At 63.8% G+C, this 18,254-nt stretch carries 9 protein-coding genes and 1 pseudogene; all 10 read left to right on the top strand.

The features are described from left to right. The first annotated feature begins 275 nt into the window (after positions 1 to 275). The 10 genes and pseudogenes from ABDW49_RS22490 (at position 276) to ABDW49_RS22445 (ending at position 18,107) form a co-directional block, all read left to right on the top strand. The gene (locus ABDW49_RS22490; protein ID WP_343615417.1) at positions 276 to 1,364 is read left to right on the top strand and encodes an ATP-binding protein; all 1,089 of its coding nucleotides are present in this window, start codon (positions 276 to 278) and stop codon (positions 1,362 to 1,364) included. Further along, entirely contained in the window at positions 1,364 to 1,996 is a 633-nt protein-coding gene (locus tag ABDW49_RS22485; protein WP_343615416.1) for a response regulator, read from the top strand. The genes ABDW49_RS22490 and ABDW49_RS22485 overlap by 1 nt, the downstream gene beginning before the upstream one ends. A 578-nt stretch (positions 1,997 to 2,574) precedes the next feature. Further along, positions 2,575 to 2,736: a hypothetical protein gene (locus tag ABDW49_RS22480; RefSeq protein WP_343615415.1), complete on the top strand. Its 162-nt coding sequence runs from the start codon at positions 2,575 to 2,577 to the stop codon at positions 2,734 to 2,736. 324 nt (positions 2,737 to 3,060) lie between these two features. After that, the gene (locus ABDW49_RS22475; protein ID WP_343615413.1) at positions 3,061 to 3,780 is read left to right on the top strand and encodes a TetR/AcrR family transcriptional regulator; all 720 of its coding nucleotides are present in this window, start codon (positions 3,061 to 3,063) and stop codon (positions 3,778 to 3,780) included. Between the two features lie 124 nt (positions 3,781 to 3,904). Beyond that, positions 3,905 to 6,709, top strand: a complete 2,805-nt coding sequence (locus ABDW49_RS22470; RefSeq protein WP_343615411.1) for a TonB-dependent receptor — start codon at positions 3,905 to 3,907, stop codon at positions 6,707 to 6,709. A gap of 15 nt (positions 6,710 to 6,724) precedes the next feature. After that, positions 6,725 to 8,251 (top strand): hypothetical protein, encoded by a 1,527-nt coding sequence (locus ABDW49_RS22465; protein WP_343615410.1) that lies wholly within the window; start codon positions 6,725 to 6,727, stop codon positions 8,249 to 8,251. A 17-nt stretch (positions 8,252 to 8,268) separates the two neighbouring features. Then, the gene (locus tag ABDW49_RS22460) at positions 8,269 to 9,825 is read left to right on the top strand and encodes a long-chain-fatty-acid--CoA ligase (protein WP_343615408.1); all 1,557 of its coding nucleotides are present in this window, start codon (positions 8,269 to 8,271) and stop codon (positions 9,823 to 9,825) included. After that, a complete protein-coding gene (locus ABDW49_RS22455; RefSeq protein WP_343615406.1) occupies positions 9,822 to 11,351 on the top strand; it encodes a hypothetical protein in 1,530 nt (509 codons plus the stop codon). The genes ABDW49_RS22460 and ABDW49_RS22455 overlap by 4 nt, the downstream gene beginning before the upstream one ends. 271 nt (positions 11,352 to 11,622) lie before the next feature. Beyond that, positions 11,623 to 12,695, top strand: a pseudogene (locus ABDW49_RS22450) (IS5 family transposase). Between the two features lie 480 nt (positions 12,696 to 13,175). Then, complete coding sequence (locus ABDW49_RS22445) at positions 13,176 to 18,107, top strand: hypothetical protein (protein WP_343615404.1); 4,932 nt, start codon at positions 13,176 to 13,178, stop codon at positions 18,105 to 18,107. Positions 18,108 to 18,254 lie beyond the last annotated feature (147 nt).

Genomic DNA, 18,254 nt, shown 5'->3' with positions numbered 1-18,254 from the left:
CGGACCCGGCCCGGTCGGGCAGGATCACGCCGCAGGAGCCTTGCGACCCTTGCCTTGCGTGACGGCGATCTATACCCCCTGGGGGTATATTACAACTATACTCGGGTATCGGCGGCGCGTGAGTGTATCGGGCAGAAAGAGCGATCGATCGCGCGCTTGTCGCCACCGGGGCGTGCAGCTATCTCACGGCCTGATCGCGGCGGCGCGCGGTGCTATCCATCCCATCATCGATCCGGAATGATCGAAGCCTTGCGCACTTACATTCGGTGAAAATCATGGCTCTTCACGACACCAGGCCTGACAGCTCCACACGTCCTTCGGGCCTTCTGCGGTCTGCCGCACTGCCGCTGGTGACGCTGCTGTTGAGTGTGGCCATCTTCATCATCGACACGGTGACCAAATATGAAGTGGCCGCCGCGACCTTCTATGTCGTTGTCGTCCTGCTCTCCACGCGGTTTTGCCGCACGCAAGGCGTGGTCATAACCTCTGCGGCCTGCATCGCGCTGACGGTCGCCAGCTTCGTCCTGACGCCGGGAGGAAATTTTCGCAGCGGCATCGCCAACACCGTGATCAGCCTGACGGCGATTGCAGCGACGACATGGCTGGCCGTCAGCATCGAGGCGGCGCGGGTCATGGCCGAGCGGGCACAGGCCCATCTTGCCCATGTCGCGCGGATCATGACGCTGGGCGAAATGGCCGCCTCGATCGCGCATGAGGTCAACCAGCCGCTGGCCGCCATCGTCACCAATGCGCATGCCGGCATGCGCTGGATGCGCAGCGACCCGCCCAATATGGCGAAGGCCACCGCCTCGATCGATAGCATCGTCAACGATGCCACGCGTGCCAGCGTGGTCATCAACCGGGTCCGCGCGCTGGCCAGCCATGCGCCTGTCGAGAAGACCGGCATCAACATCAACGATGTGGTGCATGAGGTGCTGGCGCTGATGCAGAGCCGGTTGCGCCATAGCAGGATCGCGGTGCGCACCGGCCTGTCCGGCACGCTGCCGGTGATTCAGGGCGATTCCATCCAGCTCCAGCAGGTGGTGCTCAATCTGGTCTCGAACGCGATCGACGCAATCGAGGCCGCGCCCGAGGGGGAGCGGGACATCCGGATCGCCTCTGCACCTTCGGGCGCGAGCGGAGTGATGATCGAGGTCGAGGATTCGGGCACCGGCATCGATCCAGCGGTCGCCGGGGATCTGTTCGATGCCTTCCGCTCCACCAAGCGGGGCGGCATGGGGATCGGTCTGTCAATATGCCGCTCCATCATCGAGGCGCATGGCGGCCATATCCGCGCGGAGCCCGGTACGTTGCGCGGCGCGCGTTTCTGTTTCACCTTGCCCGGCGAAAAGGAGGGGGTTTGATGAACGATGTTCCGTCGTCCCAAGGCATCGATGGCGCGGTTCTGATCATCGACGATGATCCCTCGATGCGCCAAGCACTGGAAAATCTGTTCGATTCGGTCGGGATGGCAACGCATAGCTTTGCCTCGCCCCGCGAGTTTCTGGGCTGGCCGCTGCCCGACATGCCGCTGTGCCTGATTCTGGATATCCGCATGCCGGGCAGGAACGGGCTCGATTTCCAGCAGGATCTGGCGCCAATTCATGAGCATATCCCGGTGGTGTTCATCACCGCTCATGGCGATATTCCGATGTCGGTCCGCGCGATGAAAGCCGGGGCAATCGAATTCCTGACCAAGCCTTTCAAGGATCAGGATTTGCTCGATGCGATCTACGCCGGCCTTGCCCAAAGCCGCGCACACCGGCACGAGGCCGCTGCTGCGGCGGATCTGCGGTTGCGATATGCCTCGCTTTCGGGGCGGGAACGCCAGGTGATGGGCATGATCCTTGAAGGGCAGCTTTCCAAGCAGATTGCTGCCAACCTTGGCCTGAGCGAGATTACTGTGAAAGTCTGCCGATCTCAAATGATGCGAAAAATGAAGGCAACATCGCTGCTTGATCTTGGACGCGTGGCGGAACGGATATTGAATCTATGAAACTAAACCAGAAAATAACTTTATGATTTATTGAAAATTACAACAAACTACTACAGCCTACAATGCCTTAAATTATAAAATATTATTTATTAAATTACTTATGCGTATTACATGAAGTTAATAAGACCCTCTGGCAGCAAGGCAATGTTCGCGCTTCCCAAGCCCAAGATGACCTTTATAGCTTTTCAACCTGCCGTTCCGGCTCCCACGACCTATCGCTCAGCTAAAGGTAGCCCGGCCGAGAGCTGATCGCTGCGGTCGTTCCCGCTGACAAAGCCGCCATTCATCGTTCGCGACGGGCCAATCGAAAGCGGCCGTTCGTTCATCGAGTCTCCGCGTGAGCCTCATCTCCGGCAAGTCCCCGATCATCCGCTGCCTTGCTCGCGCAGTCAGAGTCCGAGCCTGTTCGCCAGCGCTCGCCTTTTTCCTGCTGGCCTCCCGCCGAGCGACGGGTAAAGAGCCATGCAAGACCCGATCGTACAGCTTGATGGACCTATCCGATGAAAACCAACCGTGCCCTTTCAGCAGCCCGTGCGCGGGAAGATCGGGAGAGATGCCGCGACTGGCTGATACCGCACATGAGTGAAGGCAAGCCCAAGCTTCACACCAAGGATGGCTATCGTGATCTGGCCCGCCAGGAGTTCAGCTTCTCGACCGCAGCCTTCAACGATGCCTGGATCTGGGCGGTAGAGGACACAGGCCGTCAGGACTGGTATGAAAGCAGGGGACGCGACGCATAAGCCTGATCCGACCGCCATGCACGAACCTCAACCGCCGTCGTGAGGCGTGTCCCACACGCCCTGGACGCGCGCGCGCTGAACGACCATTTCACCACCAGCTTTCCCAAAGGCGGAGCGGGTCGCCAGCCGATCCCGCACAACAGGCCCGCGCGAAGCCATACCGGCAAACACCCGCCGGAGAGACCCGCAACTGACGGAGCGCATGCGTCCCACACGCCTTGACACTTCGTTGCGCGCCCTCTTCGCGTCGCCGCCCGATGTTGCTATCTGTCCGCCCAACCCCGTCAGGCGGAAAGGTCGCCTGACACCGCAAGCGGATCGATCGTGACGAAGAAGCCAGCCGACTCCCCCTCCATCTCGTCCCGCCGCCCCAATGCCGAGCGGCGCGAGGAATCGATGACCCTCATCCTCGACCACGCCGAGGCGGAATTCGCCGCGAAAGGATACAATGGGACCACGCTGGCCAGCGTGGCGGCCATCGCGGGGATCGACACCTCGCTGATGCGTTACTACTTCGGCGACAAGGAGAAGCTCTTCGCGGCCGTGTTCCGCCGGCGCGGCCCTTTGATCAACGCCGCACGTTACAAGGCGCTGGACGCCTATCGGCAGGAGTTCGGTGACCGCGGAACGCTGGAAGGGCTGATCGATGCCTTTGTTCGCCCTGGTTTCGACATGGCCCAGGAAAGCGACGGGCACCGCAATTACGCTGCCATCGTCGCCTATGTGAACAGCTCGCGCGGGGCGATGCATTCGCTGATGTCCGAAGTGTTCGACGATGTCTCCAAGGTCCTGATCGCGGACATGCAGCGGCTGATGCCCAATGCCCCGCTCGCTTCGCTTTACTGGGGCTATCACTTCTTGACCGGGGCCTTCACCTTCTCGCTAGGCCAGACCGGGCGTATCGACAGGATCTCGGACGGGGAGGTCAGTTCCTCGGATTTCGCGGGGATTGCCGATCGCTTGCCCGCCTTTGTCGCAGCGGGAATTCGTGCACTTTGCAACGTTTCACAAGGGCCTGAACAGGAGTTCGGAAACACGCTGTAACATATTTCTTTTCCCAGAAAGAAATATGTTGACCTGCCATCCCGGATAAGCGACCTTCCCATCAGGAGAAGGGGGGACTGATGGCGAACAATCGCCGCGGCCCCACGACTGAAAGGGGCGGTCAATGATTCGAGGGATTCTGCTCGTATCCACCTGTGCATCGGCACTGATTGCGACATCCGTCGCGGCACAAGACAACGAGAGACCACAGTCCGCCAGCGCGGAACAGGATATCCAGGACACCAATGCCATCGTCGTCACCGGGTCCCGCGCGATCCGCGACGGATCGCAGGCGCCCACCCCGGTCACGGTCGTGTCGGCCGAGGCGCTGACCAAGGCGCAGCCCGGACTGATCGCCGAAGCGCTCAACCAGCTCCCCGCCTTTCGCGGTTCGACCCGGCCCTCGGGCGGATTTACCGGGGCAACCGGGCCGGGCACGGGCAGCTATCTCAACCTGCGCAATCTGGGCGCTCAGCGCACGCTGGTGCTGATCGACGGACGCCGCGCCGCGCCATCGTCGCGCGACGGATCAACCGACATCAACCTGCTGCCCGAAGAGCTGATCAAGCGCGTCGATGTCGTCACCGGCGGCGCCTCGGCGGCCTATGGGTCGGATGCGGTGGCGGGGGTCGTCAACTTCGTGCTGGACACGCACTTCACCGGACTGAAGGCCACGCTGCAATCGGGGATTTCGGGACAGGGCGATGCTCCCAGCCAGAAGGCCAGCCTGACCGCCGGACACAGCTTTGCCGATGGGCGAGCGCGCATCGTGGCCAGCGCCTCCTATTACAATGTCGGTGGCCTGCAAAGCGTGGCAGACCGGGACTGGGGGCGCAATGCGACCGGCTTCCTGAGCAATCCCGCCGTCGCGGGCCAACTGATCTTTCGCGATAATCTGCGCGCATCCACCGCCTCAGCGGGCGGCCTTGCCCTGAGCGGCCCCTTTGCCGGACAGCAATTCGCGCCCAACGGCACGCTGACCGCCTTTTCGCGCGGGTCGCTGCAATCTGGCCTCATTCAGGCGGGCGGCGACGGGGCGCAAGTGTTCAGCAACCTGTCCGCTGCCATCCGCACGCAAAGCTATTTCACCCATGCCGAATTCGACGTCACCCCCTCGCTGATGCTGTTTGCCGAGGGCAGTCTGGCGCTGGCCCGCAACCACTACAATCAGGTCCAGCAGTTCAATCTGGGCGGCTTCAACGGCTTCACGATCTACAGCGGCAACGCCTTCCTCAACCCCGCCGTGCAGCAGATCCTCACCAACACCAACACAGCGGCTTTCGCCATGGGCCGGGTGAACTTCGACTTTGGCGATCCGGCCAATGCCACCGCCAACGCACGCACACTCGACCTGAAAGGAGGTTTCCGCTGGAGCGGTCCCAAGAGCCTTCTGGTCGAGGGCTATTATGGCCACAGCACCAACCGCACCCGCATCCGCACGGACAACAATGTCGTGCTGGAACGGCTGTATGCCGCCGCCGATGCAGTGCGTGATCCGACCTCGGGCAACATCGTGTGCCGGGTGACGCTGACCAATCCGGGGCTCTACCCCGGCTGCGTGCCGATCAACCTGTTCGGATCGGGCGCCCCTTCGCAGGCCGCCATCAACTATGTCGAGGGCAGCGCATCGTACCAGACCGACTTCACGCAGGATGTGGCGGATCTCTCGGTGCGGGCGCGGCCCTTCTCGACATGGGCTGGCGAGGTATCGCTGGCCACAGGCGGGCAATATCGCCGCGTCAATCTGACGCAGGTGTCCGACGACATCGCCACCGGCATCAACGACGCCACCGGCATTCGGGGCTTTCCCGCCGCCTATCTCAACCAGCCGGGTGGCTATCTGCTGACCAATGTTTTTCCGGTGTCGGGCGGCTATCACCTCTGGGAAATCTTTGGCGAGGCGGCGGTGCCTTTGGCGCGCAACCTGCCCCTGCTGCGCGCGCTCGATCTGAATGCGGCGGTGCGCTACACCAATTACAGCACCAGCGGCGGGGTGACGACATGGAAGACCGGACTGGTCTGGGAGCCGGTGTCGGGGATGCGCCTGCGCGGCACCGTGTCGCAGGACATACGTGCGCCCAATGTGCCCGAACTGTTTGCCGGGACGGTGCAGAACACCGGCTCAGTCATCGAGAATGGCGCGACGGTGCCCATCATTCAGGTGACGCGCGGCAATGCCAGTCTGAAACCTGAACGCGCCCGCACCTACACCGCAGGCGTGGTGCTGACCCCGCATTTCGCGCCGGGGCTGACGCTGTCAGCGGATTATTATGCGATCGACCTCACCGGCGTAATCTCCTCGCTGACACCGCAAAACACGCTGGACCAGTGTAACGCCGGTGCCACCGCGCTCTGCGCCAACATCACCCGCAACAGCGCGGGACAGATCACCCGCATCGAATCCCCCACGCTCAATCTCAACCGCCTGAAAAGCGCGGGTGTGGACATCGAGGTCAGCTATCGTCCCGGCCACGACCTGCTGGGCGGAGCGACGCAGATACGTCTCGTCGCCAGCTATCTGCAAAAGCAGCGGCAGGACATCAGCAGCGGCACCTCGATCGACCGCGCGGGCGAAGTGGGCCTGTCGGCCAACCCGCGTTGGACAGCCACCGCCAACCTGACGTGGAAACGCGGAGATTTCGAGCTCTTCGCACAGGAACGCTTCATCAGCGCGGGAACCTATGACGTGACGCGGCAGGCCCCGATCACCATCGAGAACAACCGCGTCCCCTCGGTGTTCTACACCGACCTGACCGCTTCCTACCGCATCAACAAGCGCTTTCGCCTGTATCTCACCGTCAACAATCTGTTCGACCGCGATCCGCCGCTGGCGCCCAATGGCACACTGGTCACCTTCATCCCGACCAACCCCCAGCTTTACGATGTGATTGGCCGCCAGTTCACGGCCGGCGTCAACCTGACCTTCTGACTGCGGAGACGATCCATGCACCCCATCCTGTCCCGCCGCGCCACGCTGATCGGCGCCGCCATCGCCAGCCTGAGCCCTGTCACACGCGCTCTGGCCGCGCCGGGGCGCGCCACCATCCCCCTGCCCTCGCCCGAGCGCATCCGGCAGGATTACCAGCAGATGGTCGATTTCGGCCCGCGCCTGCCTGGGAACGCCAACCATCTGCGCTTCGTTGACTGGCTGAGGCACGAACTGAGCGCGGCGGGGCTGCAAGCTGGCCCATGCGAGACCTACCCCTATCGCCGCTGGGAACCGAAACGCTGGAGCCTCGACGTGATCGACGGGGCGCAGCGCCGCCCGGTACCCGGCGTCGCCTATTTCGTCCGCTCGCAATCGACGGGCCCACAGGGCGTTACCGGACCGCTGATCTATGCTGGCGAATTGCGCCCCAATGGGCCCGCCCATCTCCCCGATATCCCCCAAGGCAGCATTCTGGTGTTCGATGCCCATATGCCTGCCATGCCCCTGCACAGCATCGTGCGCCCGCATTTCATCCACCTGCGCGGTGAGAGCGAGGGCGATGTGCTAGACCAGCCCTATCGCCGCCTGTGGACCATGCCGTCCTTTGCGATGGACGATCTGGCGGCACGCGGCGTGGCGGGTGTGGCGATCATTCTGGACGCGTCCTCAGCAATGATCGCGGGCAATTTCTCGCCCCATGCCTCGCCCTACAAGGCCAAGGTGCCCGCCCTGTTCGTGGGGCAGGATCAGGGCGAGGCCCTGCGCGCGGCGGCAAAGGCGGGGCACAGCGCGCATCTGACGCTGGATGCGCAATGGGTCGATGGCGAGGTGCCCCAGATCACCGCCATCCTGCCCGGTGAAAGCCCGGAGGTGGTGCTGGTCGACACCCACACCGACGGGCAGAACTTCATCGAGGAGAACGGCTGCATGGCCGTGCTGCAACTCGCCCGCCATTTTGCCAGCCTGCCGCCGGGGCAAAGGCTGCGCCGCACGCTGGTCTTTGCAGGCTGGCCCGGACACATGAGCGGCACGCTGCCTGAAGCCGAGGGCTGGGCTCTGGCCCATCCGGCGGTGATGAAGCGCGCCGCCGCCGCCTTCACCATCGAGCATCTGGGTGCCAGCGAATGGGCCGACATTCCGGGCAAGGGTTACGCCGCGACCGGTCACAACGAATATATGAACTGGCCCGCAACCGCTGGCCCCATGACCGACATGGTCGTCGCCGGGATCAAGCAACACGATCTGCTGCGCCATGCGGTCGAGGCGGGCCCCGGATACACCACGGGCCGCGTGTTCCACAACAGCGGCATCCCGCATGTCGCCTGCATTTCGGGGCCCAACTACCTGCTGGCCATCGCCGCGAACGGCCATATGGACAAGCTGGACGCCGACCTTGCCGCGCGCCAGACCGCGATGATCGCACAGATGATCAAGGCCACCGACCGGCTCACCATCGACGAATTGAAGGGCCATGATGCCACACTCGGGGCTGATCCCGCGCATGGCCCCGACACCGCCCGCCATATCGCCTGTCCGCAATGACCGCTGGAGATCAGACCTTGAACGCGCCCAGACTGCTGACCGCCCCGGCCGCACAGGCCTATGTCTTTCCCCTGCTGATCCGCCACCTGCTGGCCAATGTCGCCGACCAGACCGATGCGGTGATCGTCAGCGGCGACCTTCGGCTGACCTATCGCGATTTCCTCAAACGCGTCGGTCAACTGGCCTCGATGCTGGCGGCCAAGGGCGTGCGGCAGGGCGATGTTGTGGCGGTGATGGATTGGGACAGCCATCGCTATCTCGAATGCTATTTCGCCATTCCGATGATGGGCGCGGTGCTGCAAACGGTGAATGTGCGCCTGTCCCCGGCGCAGATCGCCTTCACGCTGAACCAGTCGGGCGCCTCATGCCTGCTCTATCATGCCGATTTCGCGCCGCTGTGCGCGGGGCTGCCCGCTTGCCCCGCGGCCATCCCCATGGCCAGCGACGCGCCGGACGATTACGAGATCCAGATCGCCGCCGCCGCGCCCGATTATCCCTTTGTTGATTTCGACGAAAACGCCATCGCCACCACCTTTCACACCACCGGCACCACCGGCGATCCCAAGCAGGTGTTTTTCACCCATCGGCAACTGGTACTCCACACGCTGGCGCTGGCAGCCACGCTGGCCAGCCAGCCCGATGGGCAAGGCATGCGCCGCGCCGATGTCTACATGCCGATGACGCCGATGTTTCATGTCCATGCCTGGGGCATGCCCTATGTCGCCACCATGCTGGGCGTCAAACAGGTCTATCCGGGGCGCTATGCCCCGGCGCGGCTGCTGGCGCTGAAACGGCGCGAGGGCGTGACGCTGTCGCATTGCGTGCCCACGATCCTGCGCATGCTGCTCGACGCGAATGACACCGGGGAAGGATCGCTGGCGCCATGGACCGTGGTGATCGGCGGCGCGGCCCTGCCCGAAACGCTGGCCCGCGAGGCCGGGGCGGCGGGCATCGCCACCGTGGTGGGCTATGGCATGTCCGAAACGGGCCCGGTCATCGCTCTGGCCCGCGACAATGCGGGACAAGCCGGGGCGCTGTGCCGCGCGGGTTTCCCGCTGCCTCTGGTCCAGACCCGTACCGATGTTGACAATGGCGGCGAACTGATGCTGCGCGCGCCATGGCTGACGCAGGGCCATGCCACACAGGCGGCCTCCGATACGCTGTGGGCAGGCGGCTGGATGCACACCGGCGATGTCGCGCAGGCCGATGCCGATGGCGCCCTGCGCATTGTGGACCGGATCAAGGATGTCATCAAGACCGGGGGCGAATGGGTGTCCTCGGTTGCGCTGGAAAACCTGCTGGAGGCCCAATCCGGCATCGTTGAGGCCGCTGTCATCGGCGTGCCCGACGCTCGGTGGGGTGAGCGCCCGGCCGCCTTCGTGGTGGCAGGAGCGGGCTTTGACCCGCCGCGCGCCTGCGCCGCCTTGCAGGATCATGTCGCCGCCGGCCACCTCAGCCGCTATGCCATCCCCGAAAGGGTGATCGTGGTCGAAAGCCTGCCGCGCACCAGCGTGGGCAAGATCGACAAGAAGGCGCTGCGTACCCTGCTGAACCGACAGGCGGGAGATGCATGATGCGACGGCGAACGATGCTCTGGGCAGGGGTGATGGCGGTGGCGGCCCTGGCATGGCTGCGCCCCGGCCGGATCAGGCCGCTGCCGCCCCTGGGCCAGATGCCGCAACTGCCCGATCGTGATACGCTGTGGCACTGGATCGAGCGGATCAATGCCTTTGGACCACGCCTGACGGCCAGCCCTGCGCATCAGCTTTCGGTCGATTATATCGCGGAGGAACTGGCTGCGCTGGGGTTGGAGGTTCATCGCCAGACGCATCGCATCCATCGCTGGACGCCCGGACGCACAGCGATCACGCTGGGCAATGGGACCAGCATTCCGGTTGCCGCGCCCTATCCCTATTCCGGCATGACTGGCCCCGAAGGCATCACCGGCGATCTGGTCTGGTTCGACAAGGCGCCCAAGGATTTTTCCGCCGCGCGCGGCAAGATCGCGGTGGTACCGGTGGGACGGCTGGATCTGACGCTGCCAACCACGCTGATGCTTTTCCAGCGCAAGGCGGCGCTCCCTGATGCCGGAGCCGACCTTGAACGGGGAGAGATCGTCCCCGTTCTGGGTCCGCTGACCAACATCTTCCTGCCCCGCGCCAAGGCGGCAGGCGTGCGCGGTGTGATCTGCCTGTTCGAAGGACTGTCCGACGAACTGGCTCGCAATCAGGTTTTGCCCTTCACGACGCCCTATGCCGATCTGCCCGCCCTTTGGGTGGGCGAGGCCCAAGCGGCGCATCTCAAGGCGGGCGGGTCGGCCACGCTGGTGCTTGAGGCCGCGTTGGATGAGGCAGACACCGACACGCTCCACGCGATCCTGCCTGGTCGCAATCCCCATGAGACGATCATCGTCAACACGCATACCGATGGCCCCAATGCCTGCGAGGAGAACGGGGCGGCAGGGCTGCTGGCGCTGGCCAAGGCGCATGGCAGCCGCACGGACCGCCAGCGCTCGATCGTCTTCGTGTTCGCCACCGGACATTTCCAGATCCCGCAATTGGTGGAGGGCCACGGGCAAGCCACGCTGGCCTGGTTGCGACGGCATCCCGAACTGTGGGACGGCAAGCCAGGCCACGCCCGCGCCGTGGCGGGTCTGACGCTGGAACATCTGGGCTGTCTGGAATGGAAAGATCGGGGCGAGCCCCCTAACCCCGCCCCCACCGGCAGGCTGGAGCGCGAGATCGTCTACACCACCAACCCCTTCATGGAGCAGGTCTATCGCGCCGCCGCCCAACACCGCACGAAGCTGCGCAGCCTGACAGTGGCGCCGCGCCTCAGCCAGATGTTCCTTGGCGAGGGATCGACGCTGTATCAATGCGGTATCCCGTCGATCTCGCTGGTTCCGGGCCCGGACTATCTGTGCCAGATCCTGCCCAGCGGCGGCCTCGACCGGCTGGACGCGGATTTCGCACAGCAGCAGGTCGCCACCTTTTCAAGAGCATTGAGCTATCTCGATGCAGCCCCGTCGGAGGTGATCGGACCGGTGGCGCCGACTTTGGATCGGCCGGGCGCCTTCTTGCGCCATCTCGTATCTGGCTAGAAGACCTGGCTGCGATCTGTCTGAGAAAGGAACCTCGCCATGTGATCTCAGCCGCCTTGGCACTCCCTCTCATCGTGGTGAGGAGCCGGGACCAAGGCAGAATCGCCAACCTTGTCAATTTCCGATTGACCATTCCCGCTGACAAAGCTGACCTTCGCGGCTCCGATTGACCTCGTCAAAAGCTGCCGGTCGTACACCTGGAGGCCCCCATTTACCTGTAGCATTTGAGCGTATGGCGTGATTCATTGGCTCTCGGAAGCAGGAGCTGTCGATGAAGCTATCGGGACTGTTTGCGATCGGGGATCACCTCAAACGGCTGTCGGAAACCGGCGATCCGCTGGGCTGGGTCGGATCATCGATTTCGAGGCCTTCCGCTCGGTTCTGGACGCAGGCCTGTCCTATTCTGATGGCACCAGAGGCGGTCGCCCACCCTATGATCCGGTGACCATGTTCAAGGTGCTGATCCTGGCGGCGCAGAACAATGTAAGCGATGAGCGGATGGAATTTCTGATCCGGGACCGGCTGAGCTGGCTTCGCTTTTTGGGCTTCGGGCTTGGGGACCGCACGCCCGACGAGAACACGATCCGTCTGTTTCGGGAAAGGCTGACCCGCTCGGGCGCCATCGAACGCTTGTTCGAGGAGTTCGACCGCCAGCTCAAGGCCAGCGGCTATCTGGCGATGGGCGGCCAGATTGTCGATGCCAGCCTGGTCGCTGCGCCGCGCCAGCGCAACACGGTTGCCGAGAAACACCAGATCAAGGCCGGCCGCCAAGCACGCGACATCTGGAAGGGTAAGCCGGCCAAGGCGGCGCAGAAGGACACCGATGCCCGCTGGACCGTGAAGATCGGTCGCCCGCGCGACCCCGAGGCCGAACGCTCAGTGCCCGAACTGGCCATCGCGGTCTTCGGCTACAAGACCCATGTGGCCATCGACCGCAGCTTCGGCTTCATCCGCAACTGGGCCGTGACCAGCGCGGCCCGCCACGATGGCGCGGTGCTGCGCGAGATTGTAACCTGCCAGAACACCGCCTCGGACGTCTGGGCCGACACGGCCTATCGCTCGAAGGTCAATGAGGAATGGCTGGCCGCACGGGGGCTCACCAGCCGTATCCATCGCAAGAAGCCCAAAGGCAGGCCGATGCCCGAGCACATCCGACGCGGCAATACCACAAGATCACGGGTGCGCTCGGCGGTCGAGCATGTTTTTGCCCAGCAGAAGGACCGCATGAACCTGTTCATCCGCACCATCGGCATCGAGCGCGCCAGAGCCAAGGTCGGTCTGGTCAATATCGCCTATAATATGGGCCGCCTGATCTTTCATCAGCAGCGCCGAGTCGCTGGATAACGAGCCAAACCAATCGGAAAGGCTGCGGTAATCAGTCTCGGCAGTCCAAAGGCGGGTTATCCGCTCAATCCCCGTACCTTTACCGCCCGACCAGACCATCACTCGCCTGACAGGGCGGGTTAATGGGGGTGTCCACCTCCCTTGCGGAGGCCCTGATCGTCATGCCTTGGGACGAAGCGGCCGTTCCCACCGGCCAAGCTAAATGTCGGCTTATGCCGAGAGCCGACATTTAGCTTGGCCCAATACACGTATTCTGAACTCAGGTATTTGAACGGGGAGGCCAGTGAGCGGTGGCTTTGTCAGGTTCGGTGCGCCCTCTTGATCGCTCACCGGCAACTCTCGATCTGACACTGTGATTGGTAGAGCGACGAACCTTGTATAGACGCCTAATCATAACTTATGTGTCGCGCATGACAATCCGCGTGCGACCACCGATCGATTTGCGACCAATTGCTTGCAACCATCACGGCGCGCGCGGTCATGTCTGACGCGGATGTGAACGCACCGCCGATGCGCGCCGGGGGGCGGGCCACCGAGGGCGGCATGGATTTTCAGGCTGAGGTCGGCACCTGGCTCGCCGCCCATCTGCTCGCACGCATGCCGGTCGGCGGGCGTTTCGGGCTCGCCAATGTCGCGTTGCCCAATGCCATCCAACTCGAAACCGGCGACGGGCTAGACGACATACGACTCGATCAAGATGATGGCAGCCGCATCGATGTGCAGAGCAAGACCAGCGCCGGGCTGACCACCAACCCCAAAAGTCCGCTCGGTAAGACGATCAGCCAGCTCGTGCGGGTGATCGTCGATGCCCGCGATACCAGGGCAACCGTTGATCCCGCGAAGGTTCGAGCCGTTTTGGCCGTTGCTGCCAGCGCAGCGCGCACGCTAGATACATTGGAGCAAGGCTGCCGCGCGTTCGACCTCGGCGGCAACTGGGCACCGACCAAGGCCGGGCGGTCCTCGACCGAGCGCGAAGCGCTTGACCTGTTTGAAACCCATATTCGGGGCGCCTGGGCGATACTTTCCGCGACGCCCCCGACCGACGACGATCTGGCAATGATGGCGCGCCTGTTCCGCGTCGTGCGCTTCTCGATGAACGAGGGCGAAGACAATTGGCGCGAAGCATCCCGGCTCATTGGCAGCCGGCTCTACGGGTCGGAAGCCGCCGGCGACGCGCCGCTGCGCGACCTCAAGTCCATCATCCGCGGCATGATCGGCAGCGGCGCGCCCGCGGACCGGGCCGGGTTGCTGCGCGAGCTTCGTCGGCTTGGCCATAATGACGTCGGCGCGACTGATTATAGCGTGGACCTTGGCCGATTGTCGGCGACGACCAACGCCGAGCTTGCGCGCCTCGCCGGGCACACCCGCTTGCCGATCGCCGGCGGAATACCGATCGCGCGTGCCAGCGACGGCCCGCTGAGCACGGCGGTGGATATCGGCTCGCTGATCGTCATCGGCGAACCAGGGGCGGGCAAGACCGGCGCACTGGTCGCACTTGCGCAGGCGCGTCGTGCTACTGGCGACACCGTCGTATTCCTCTCAGTCGATCGTTTTCCCGGTGTCGCCATCGCCGCCGATCTCCAATCCGAGCTGGGACTGGAGCATCCATTGGTCGAGGTGCTGGACGCGGCTCCAAGCTCCGGCGCCAAGATCCTCATCATCGATGCGCTCGACGCCGCGCGCGGCGGACCCGCCGAAGGCGTGTTCGCCCAATTGATCGAGACGCTTGGCGCTTCGGAGACAGATTGGACCGTCGTCGCTTCGATCCGCACCTTCGATCTGCGCAACGGGCGCCGGTTTCGGGACGCGATGCCGGGATCGCCGCCCGATCCGACCTTTGCCGAACCCGGTCTGGGCAGTGTTCGGCATTTTCAGGTGCCGCGCCTCGCTGGCGAGGATCTCGACGCCGCCGGTGCCGCTGCGGCTGATCTCGGCAGCTTGATCGCCGCCGCACCCGACAAGCTTCGCGACCTGCTGCGCAATGTCTTCAATCTCTCGCTCGCCGCGCAATTGCTCGCCGACGGCGCCAGCCCCGACAGTATCCGCACCGTCGCCACCCAATCCGATCTGATCGACGCCTATGAGGATCGCCGGCTGGTCGGCACGGCCTTGCAAGCGGCTGCGGCGACGACTGTCGGCGCGATGGTCAGCCGGCGCCGGCTCGCCGTTCGCAAGGTTGTGGTTGGGCATGATCAGCTCGACGCCGTGATCCAGACCGGCGTGCTCCGCGATACCGGCGACCTCGTCAGCTTCGCCCATCATGTGCTGTTCGACCATGTCGGCAGCCGCTTTTTCCTTGAGTGGGATGATCCCGCGCGCCTGATCGGCCAGCTCGGCGGCGACAGTTCGGTCGCATTGATGCTCGCACCAGCACTGCGCTTCGCGATCGAGCGGCTGTGGCGCCAGGATGCTGATGGCAAGGCGCAGGTCTGGCGGCTCGTCGCCGACATCTATGCCGACCCGGAGGTCGATCCGGTACTCACCAACGTCGCCCTGCGGACCGCGATCGAGCGGGTTTCGACACCCGCCGATGTCGCGGGGCTGGTCGCGTTGATCGCGGTGCGGCCGAATGACGAACCGCTGGCGACAATGCTGTCGCGGCTCGCGCGGTTCGTCGGGCTCGCAGTCGACCTGGCCGGTGGCGTGGTGGCAAGCGAGGCAATCGCCTGGGCACACGTCGCTGATGCGGCAATCGCCACCGGATCCCGCGATTTGTCCGATGCAACGCGCTTCCTGCTGCACACGTTGTTCGAAAAGGGCGACCTCACCGACACCGATCTGCTTGAGGTGTTCGGGCGTGCGTCGCGGGCTCTGCTCGCCTTTGCCTGGGCCGCCGATCCTCCGATGCAGCAGACATCGACCAGTGCGATCCGCTTTGTCGGGAAAAGCTTCGCCTCCGATCCCGCCGCATCGCGCACTTTGCTCGACCGGATTCTGCGCGAACCGCATTTCTCGGCGAATGCCGATCGCGAGGCCCGCTGGCTCTCCGAACAGATCATACCGATCGCGCGGATCGCCCCCGACTTCGCGATCGAAATATACCGCATGCTCCATTCGTCCAACATAACTGACGACAGCACCTCCCACTTGGGCGGACACGTGAGCCGCATCATGCAGCTCTCGTCCAACCGCCGGCAGGATTATGAGAGCTGTCGCTATGATCTTGGCCGGCGCGTGCCCCGGCTGCTCGAGCTGTCGGCGCCGCTCGGCACGCGCGCGATCGTCGAAGCGGCGCTTGGCGACACCGACCGCAATATGCCGCTGGGCGATAATCGCGAGCGCGTGACGATCGAAGGCCGTGCGCCATTCGATCTCTTGGGCCACGACGATACGCTTGACGCGTGGGACGACCCTGAGGGCCGTCACGGCACCCAGGACGATGACGTTCTGGCGCATCTGGTCGCGCACCTGCGGGGCTGTGCGCCCGAGGCGTTCGCCACGACGGTCGAGGCTGCCGCGAGCGAATATGCGGGACCGGCTATATGGACGCGGATCTTGGGCGTTGGCGCCGAGCGCATGGATGAGGTCGGCAAACTGCTTTGGCCGTTCGCCAGCAACGTCACGATCCTGGCGCACGGAGACATCGTCCGTGACGCGGTGCGGTTTCTGGCGGCGGTCTATCCCTCGCGCACTCCAAACGAGCGTGCGGCGTTCGAAGCGCAAGCGCTGCGACCTGATCTGTTCAGCGAAGAGAACGAGCAACGCTGGTGGCGGCGCACGCTGAGCCGCTGGCTATCGCTGGTCGATGCGGATGCGATTGCCACCGAGGCGATGCGCGCCTTCCGCGATGACCTGGACGCGGCCGGAAACCTCGCTGGTAATCCGCCGACCCGGTCGATAACGGTAAGCTGGGGATCCTCGCGTGGTATCACGCGCAGCCTGCTCGCGGGCGAAGGCGTCGACGTCGAGAAAGGCATCGACGCGCGGATACTGGCGCTATCCGAAGCGCTTTACGAAAAGGTGGAGGCAACGCCGTCCGCCAGTGAAGGTGCCGCGCTCGCAGAGCTGTGGACTGGGGCTGTCGAGACGCTCGAATTCTGGGATGCCAATGGCGCTGCTCTGGACGCCAAGGTCGAGCAATCGGTTTGGGGGCACATCAGCAATGCGGTCGAGCGAATCGCGGGCGCGGCGGCCTACGCGCCGGGTATCGACGGCATGCCGTCGATGGAGCACCTGCTCGCCATGCTCCGCCGGCTGTGGGCGAGCCGCTTTCCGCAAGAAAAGGAGAGTGACGGCGAGGATTCGCGCTTGAGCTATGGCAATTGCGCGGTCCGCGTTTATGCAGCCGACGCCTATGTCTCGCTCGCCGATCGCTTCGGCGAAGCCCATGGCGAGATCATCGAGATGTTCGATGCGATCCTCGCCGACCCGGTGCCTCAGGTTCGTCTGCAGGCCGCTCGTAGCCTGCAAGTGCTGAGCCGCATCGCACTCCCCAAGATGTGGGAGCTGGCCGAACGCATCGCCCGCGATGAGCCGCATACCGGAGTTCTGAGTTCCTTCCTACAATATGTCATTCCGCGCTTCACCTTGCACAATGTCGAGAAGTGCAAGGCGATCATTGAAATCGTTCGTGCCCGTCGCGAGGCAGTCGAGCGTGACGACACACCGAGCCGCGACAAGGTGGCTGAGCAGCTCGGCAGCATGACCGCACAGCTCTGGTGCTGGCAGAAAGAGCCGGTTGCGTTCGATTGGCTGACCGCCTCGGCCGGCGATCCGGCCGCGCATCGCGAATATTTCACCTCCTTCCTGTCGATGCTGAGCGGCGCCTTCTTCACGCGCTATGCGAGCGGCGAGGAATGCGACGTGGGTCTGTCCGCCCGCTCACAGCATGCCGCCATGATCATATTGAAGGCCTGTTCAGCCGCATCGGCTGCCAGCCATACGACCGTGATACAGGATCAGGTCGAGGGCGAGGCGCGCGAGGCGGCCATTGCAACCTATCGCACCGCGGAGTCGGTCATCGGCCACCTGATGAACCAGCTCTACTTCGGCTCCGGCGCACATGGCGCCAATAGCGAATCCGCAGTGGGTCTGATGTCGGTTGAGACGATGCGGCGGTTCCTGGACGACTATCGCCCAATGCTGGTGCTATTGGCGGCATCGCATGAACCCTCGACGCACCACCACCTGGTCGAACTCTATGAGTTTTTGATCCCCGGCGATCCCGCTGGCGTTTTCGATGCGCTGCATGCGCTGTTGACGGGATCGGCGGCGCGCGAAGGTTATCATCACGAGAGCCTGGCGGCTCCCGTCATAGTGCGGATGGTGACTCGCTATATCGCCGACCATCGCTCGATCTTTGAGGACGACAACCGGCGTGCCGCGCTTGTCGAAATTCTACGCCTGTTCTCCGACGTGGGCTGGTCCAACGCTTTGAAGCTCCTTTACGATCTTCCCGATCTGTTGCGCTGAATTATCCCGTTTTTGACTTGGCGCTCCCGTGTTGGACGAATAAATTTAGCGTTAAGAACAATATCTCGATATGACGAACGCGATCGGCAGCTTCTGTAATTAGTAGACGTTCGCCATTACTGACTTGGTCGACCAGCTCTGGTCGAT

The sequence above is a fragment of the Novosphingobium sp. genome (assembly GCF_039595395.1).
GTDB lineage: Bacteria > Pseudomonadota > Alphaproteobacteria > Sphingomonadales > Sphingomonadaceae > Novosphingobium.
The sequence above is the reverse complement of the archived record's forward strand: the minus strand, read 5'-3'. Positions and strand labels throughout refer to the sequence as shown.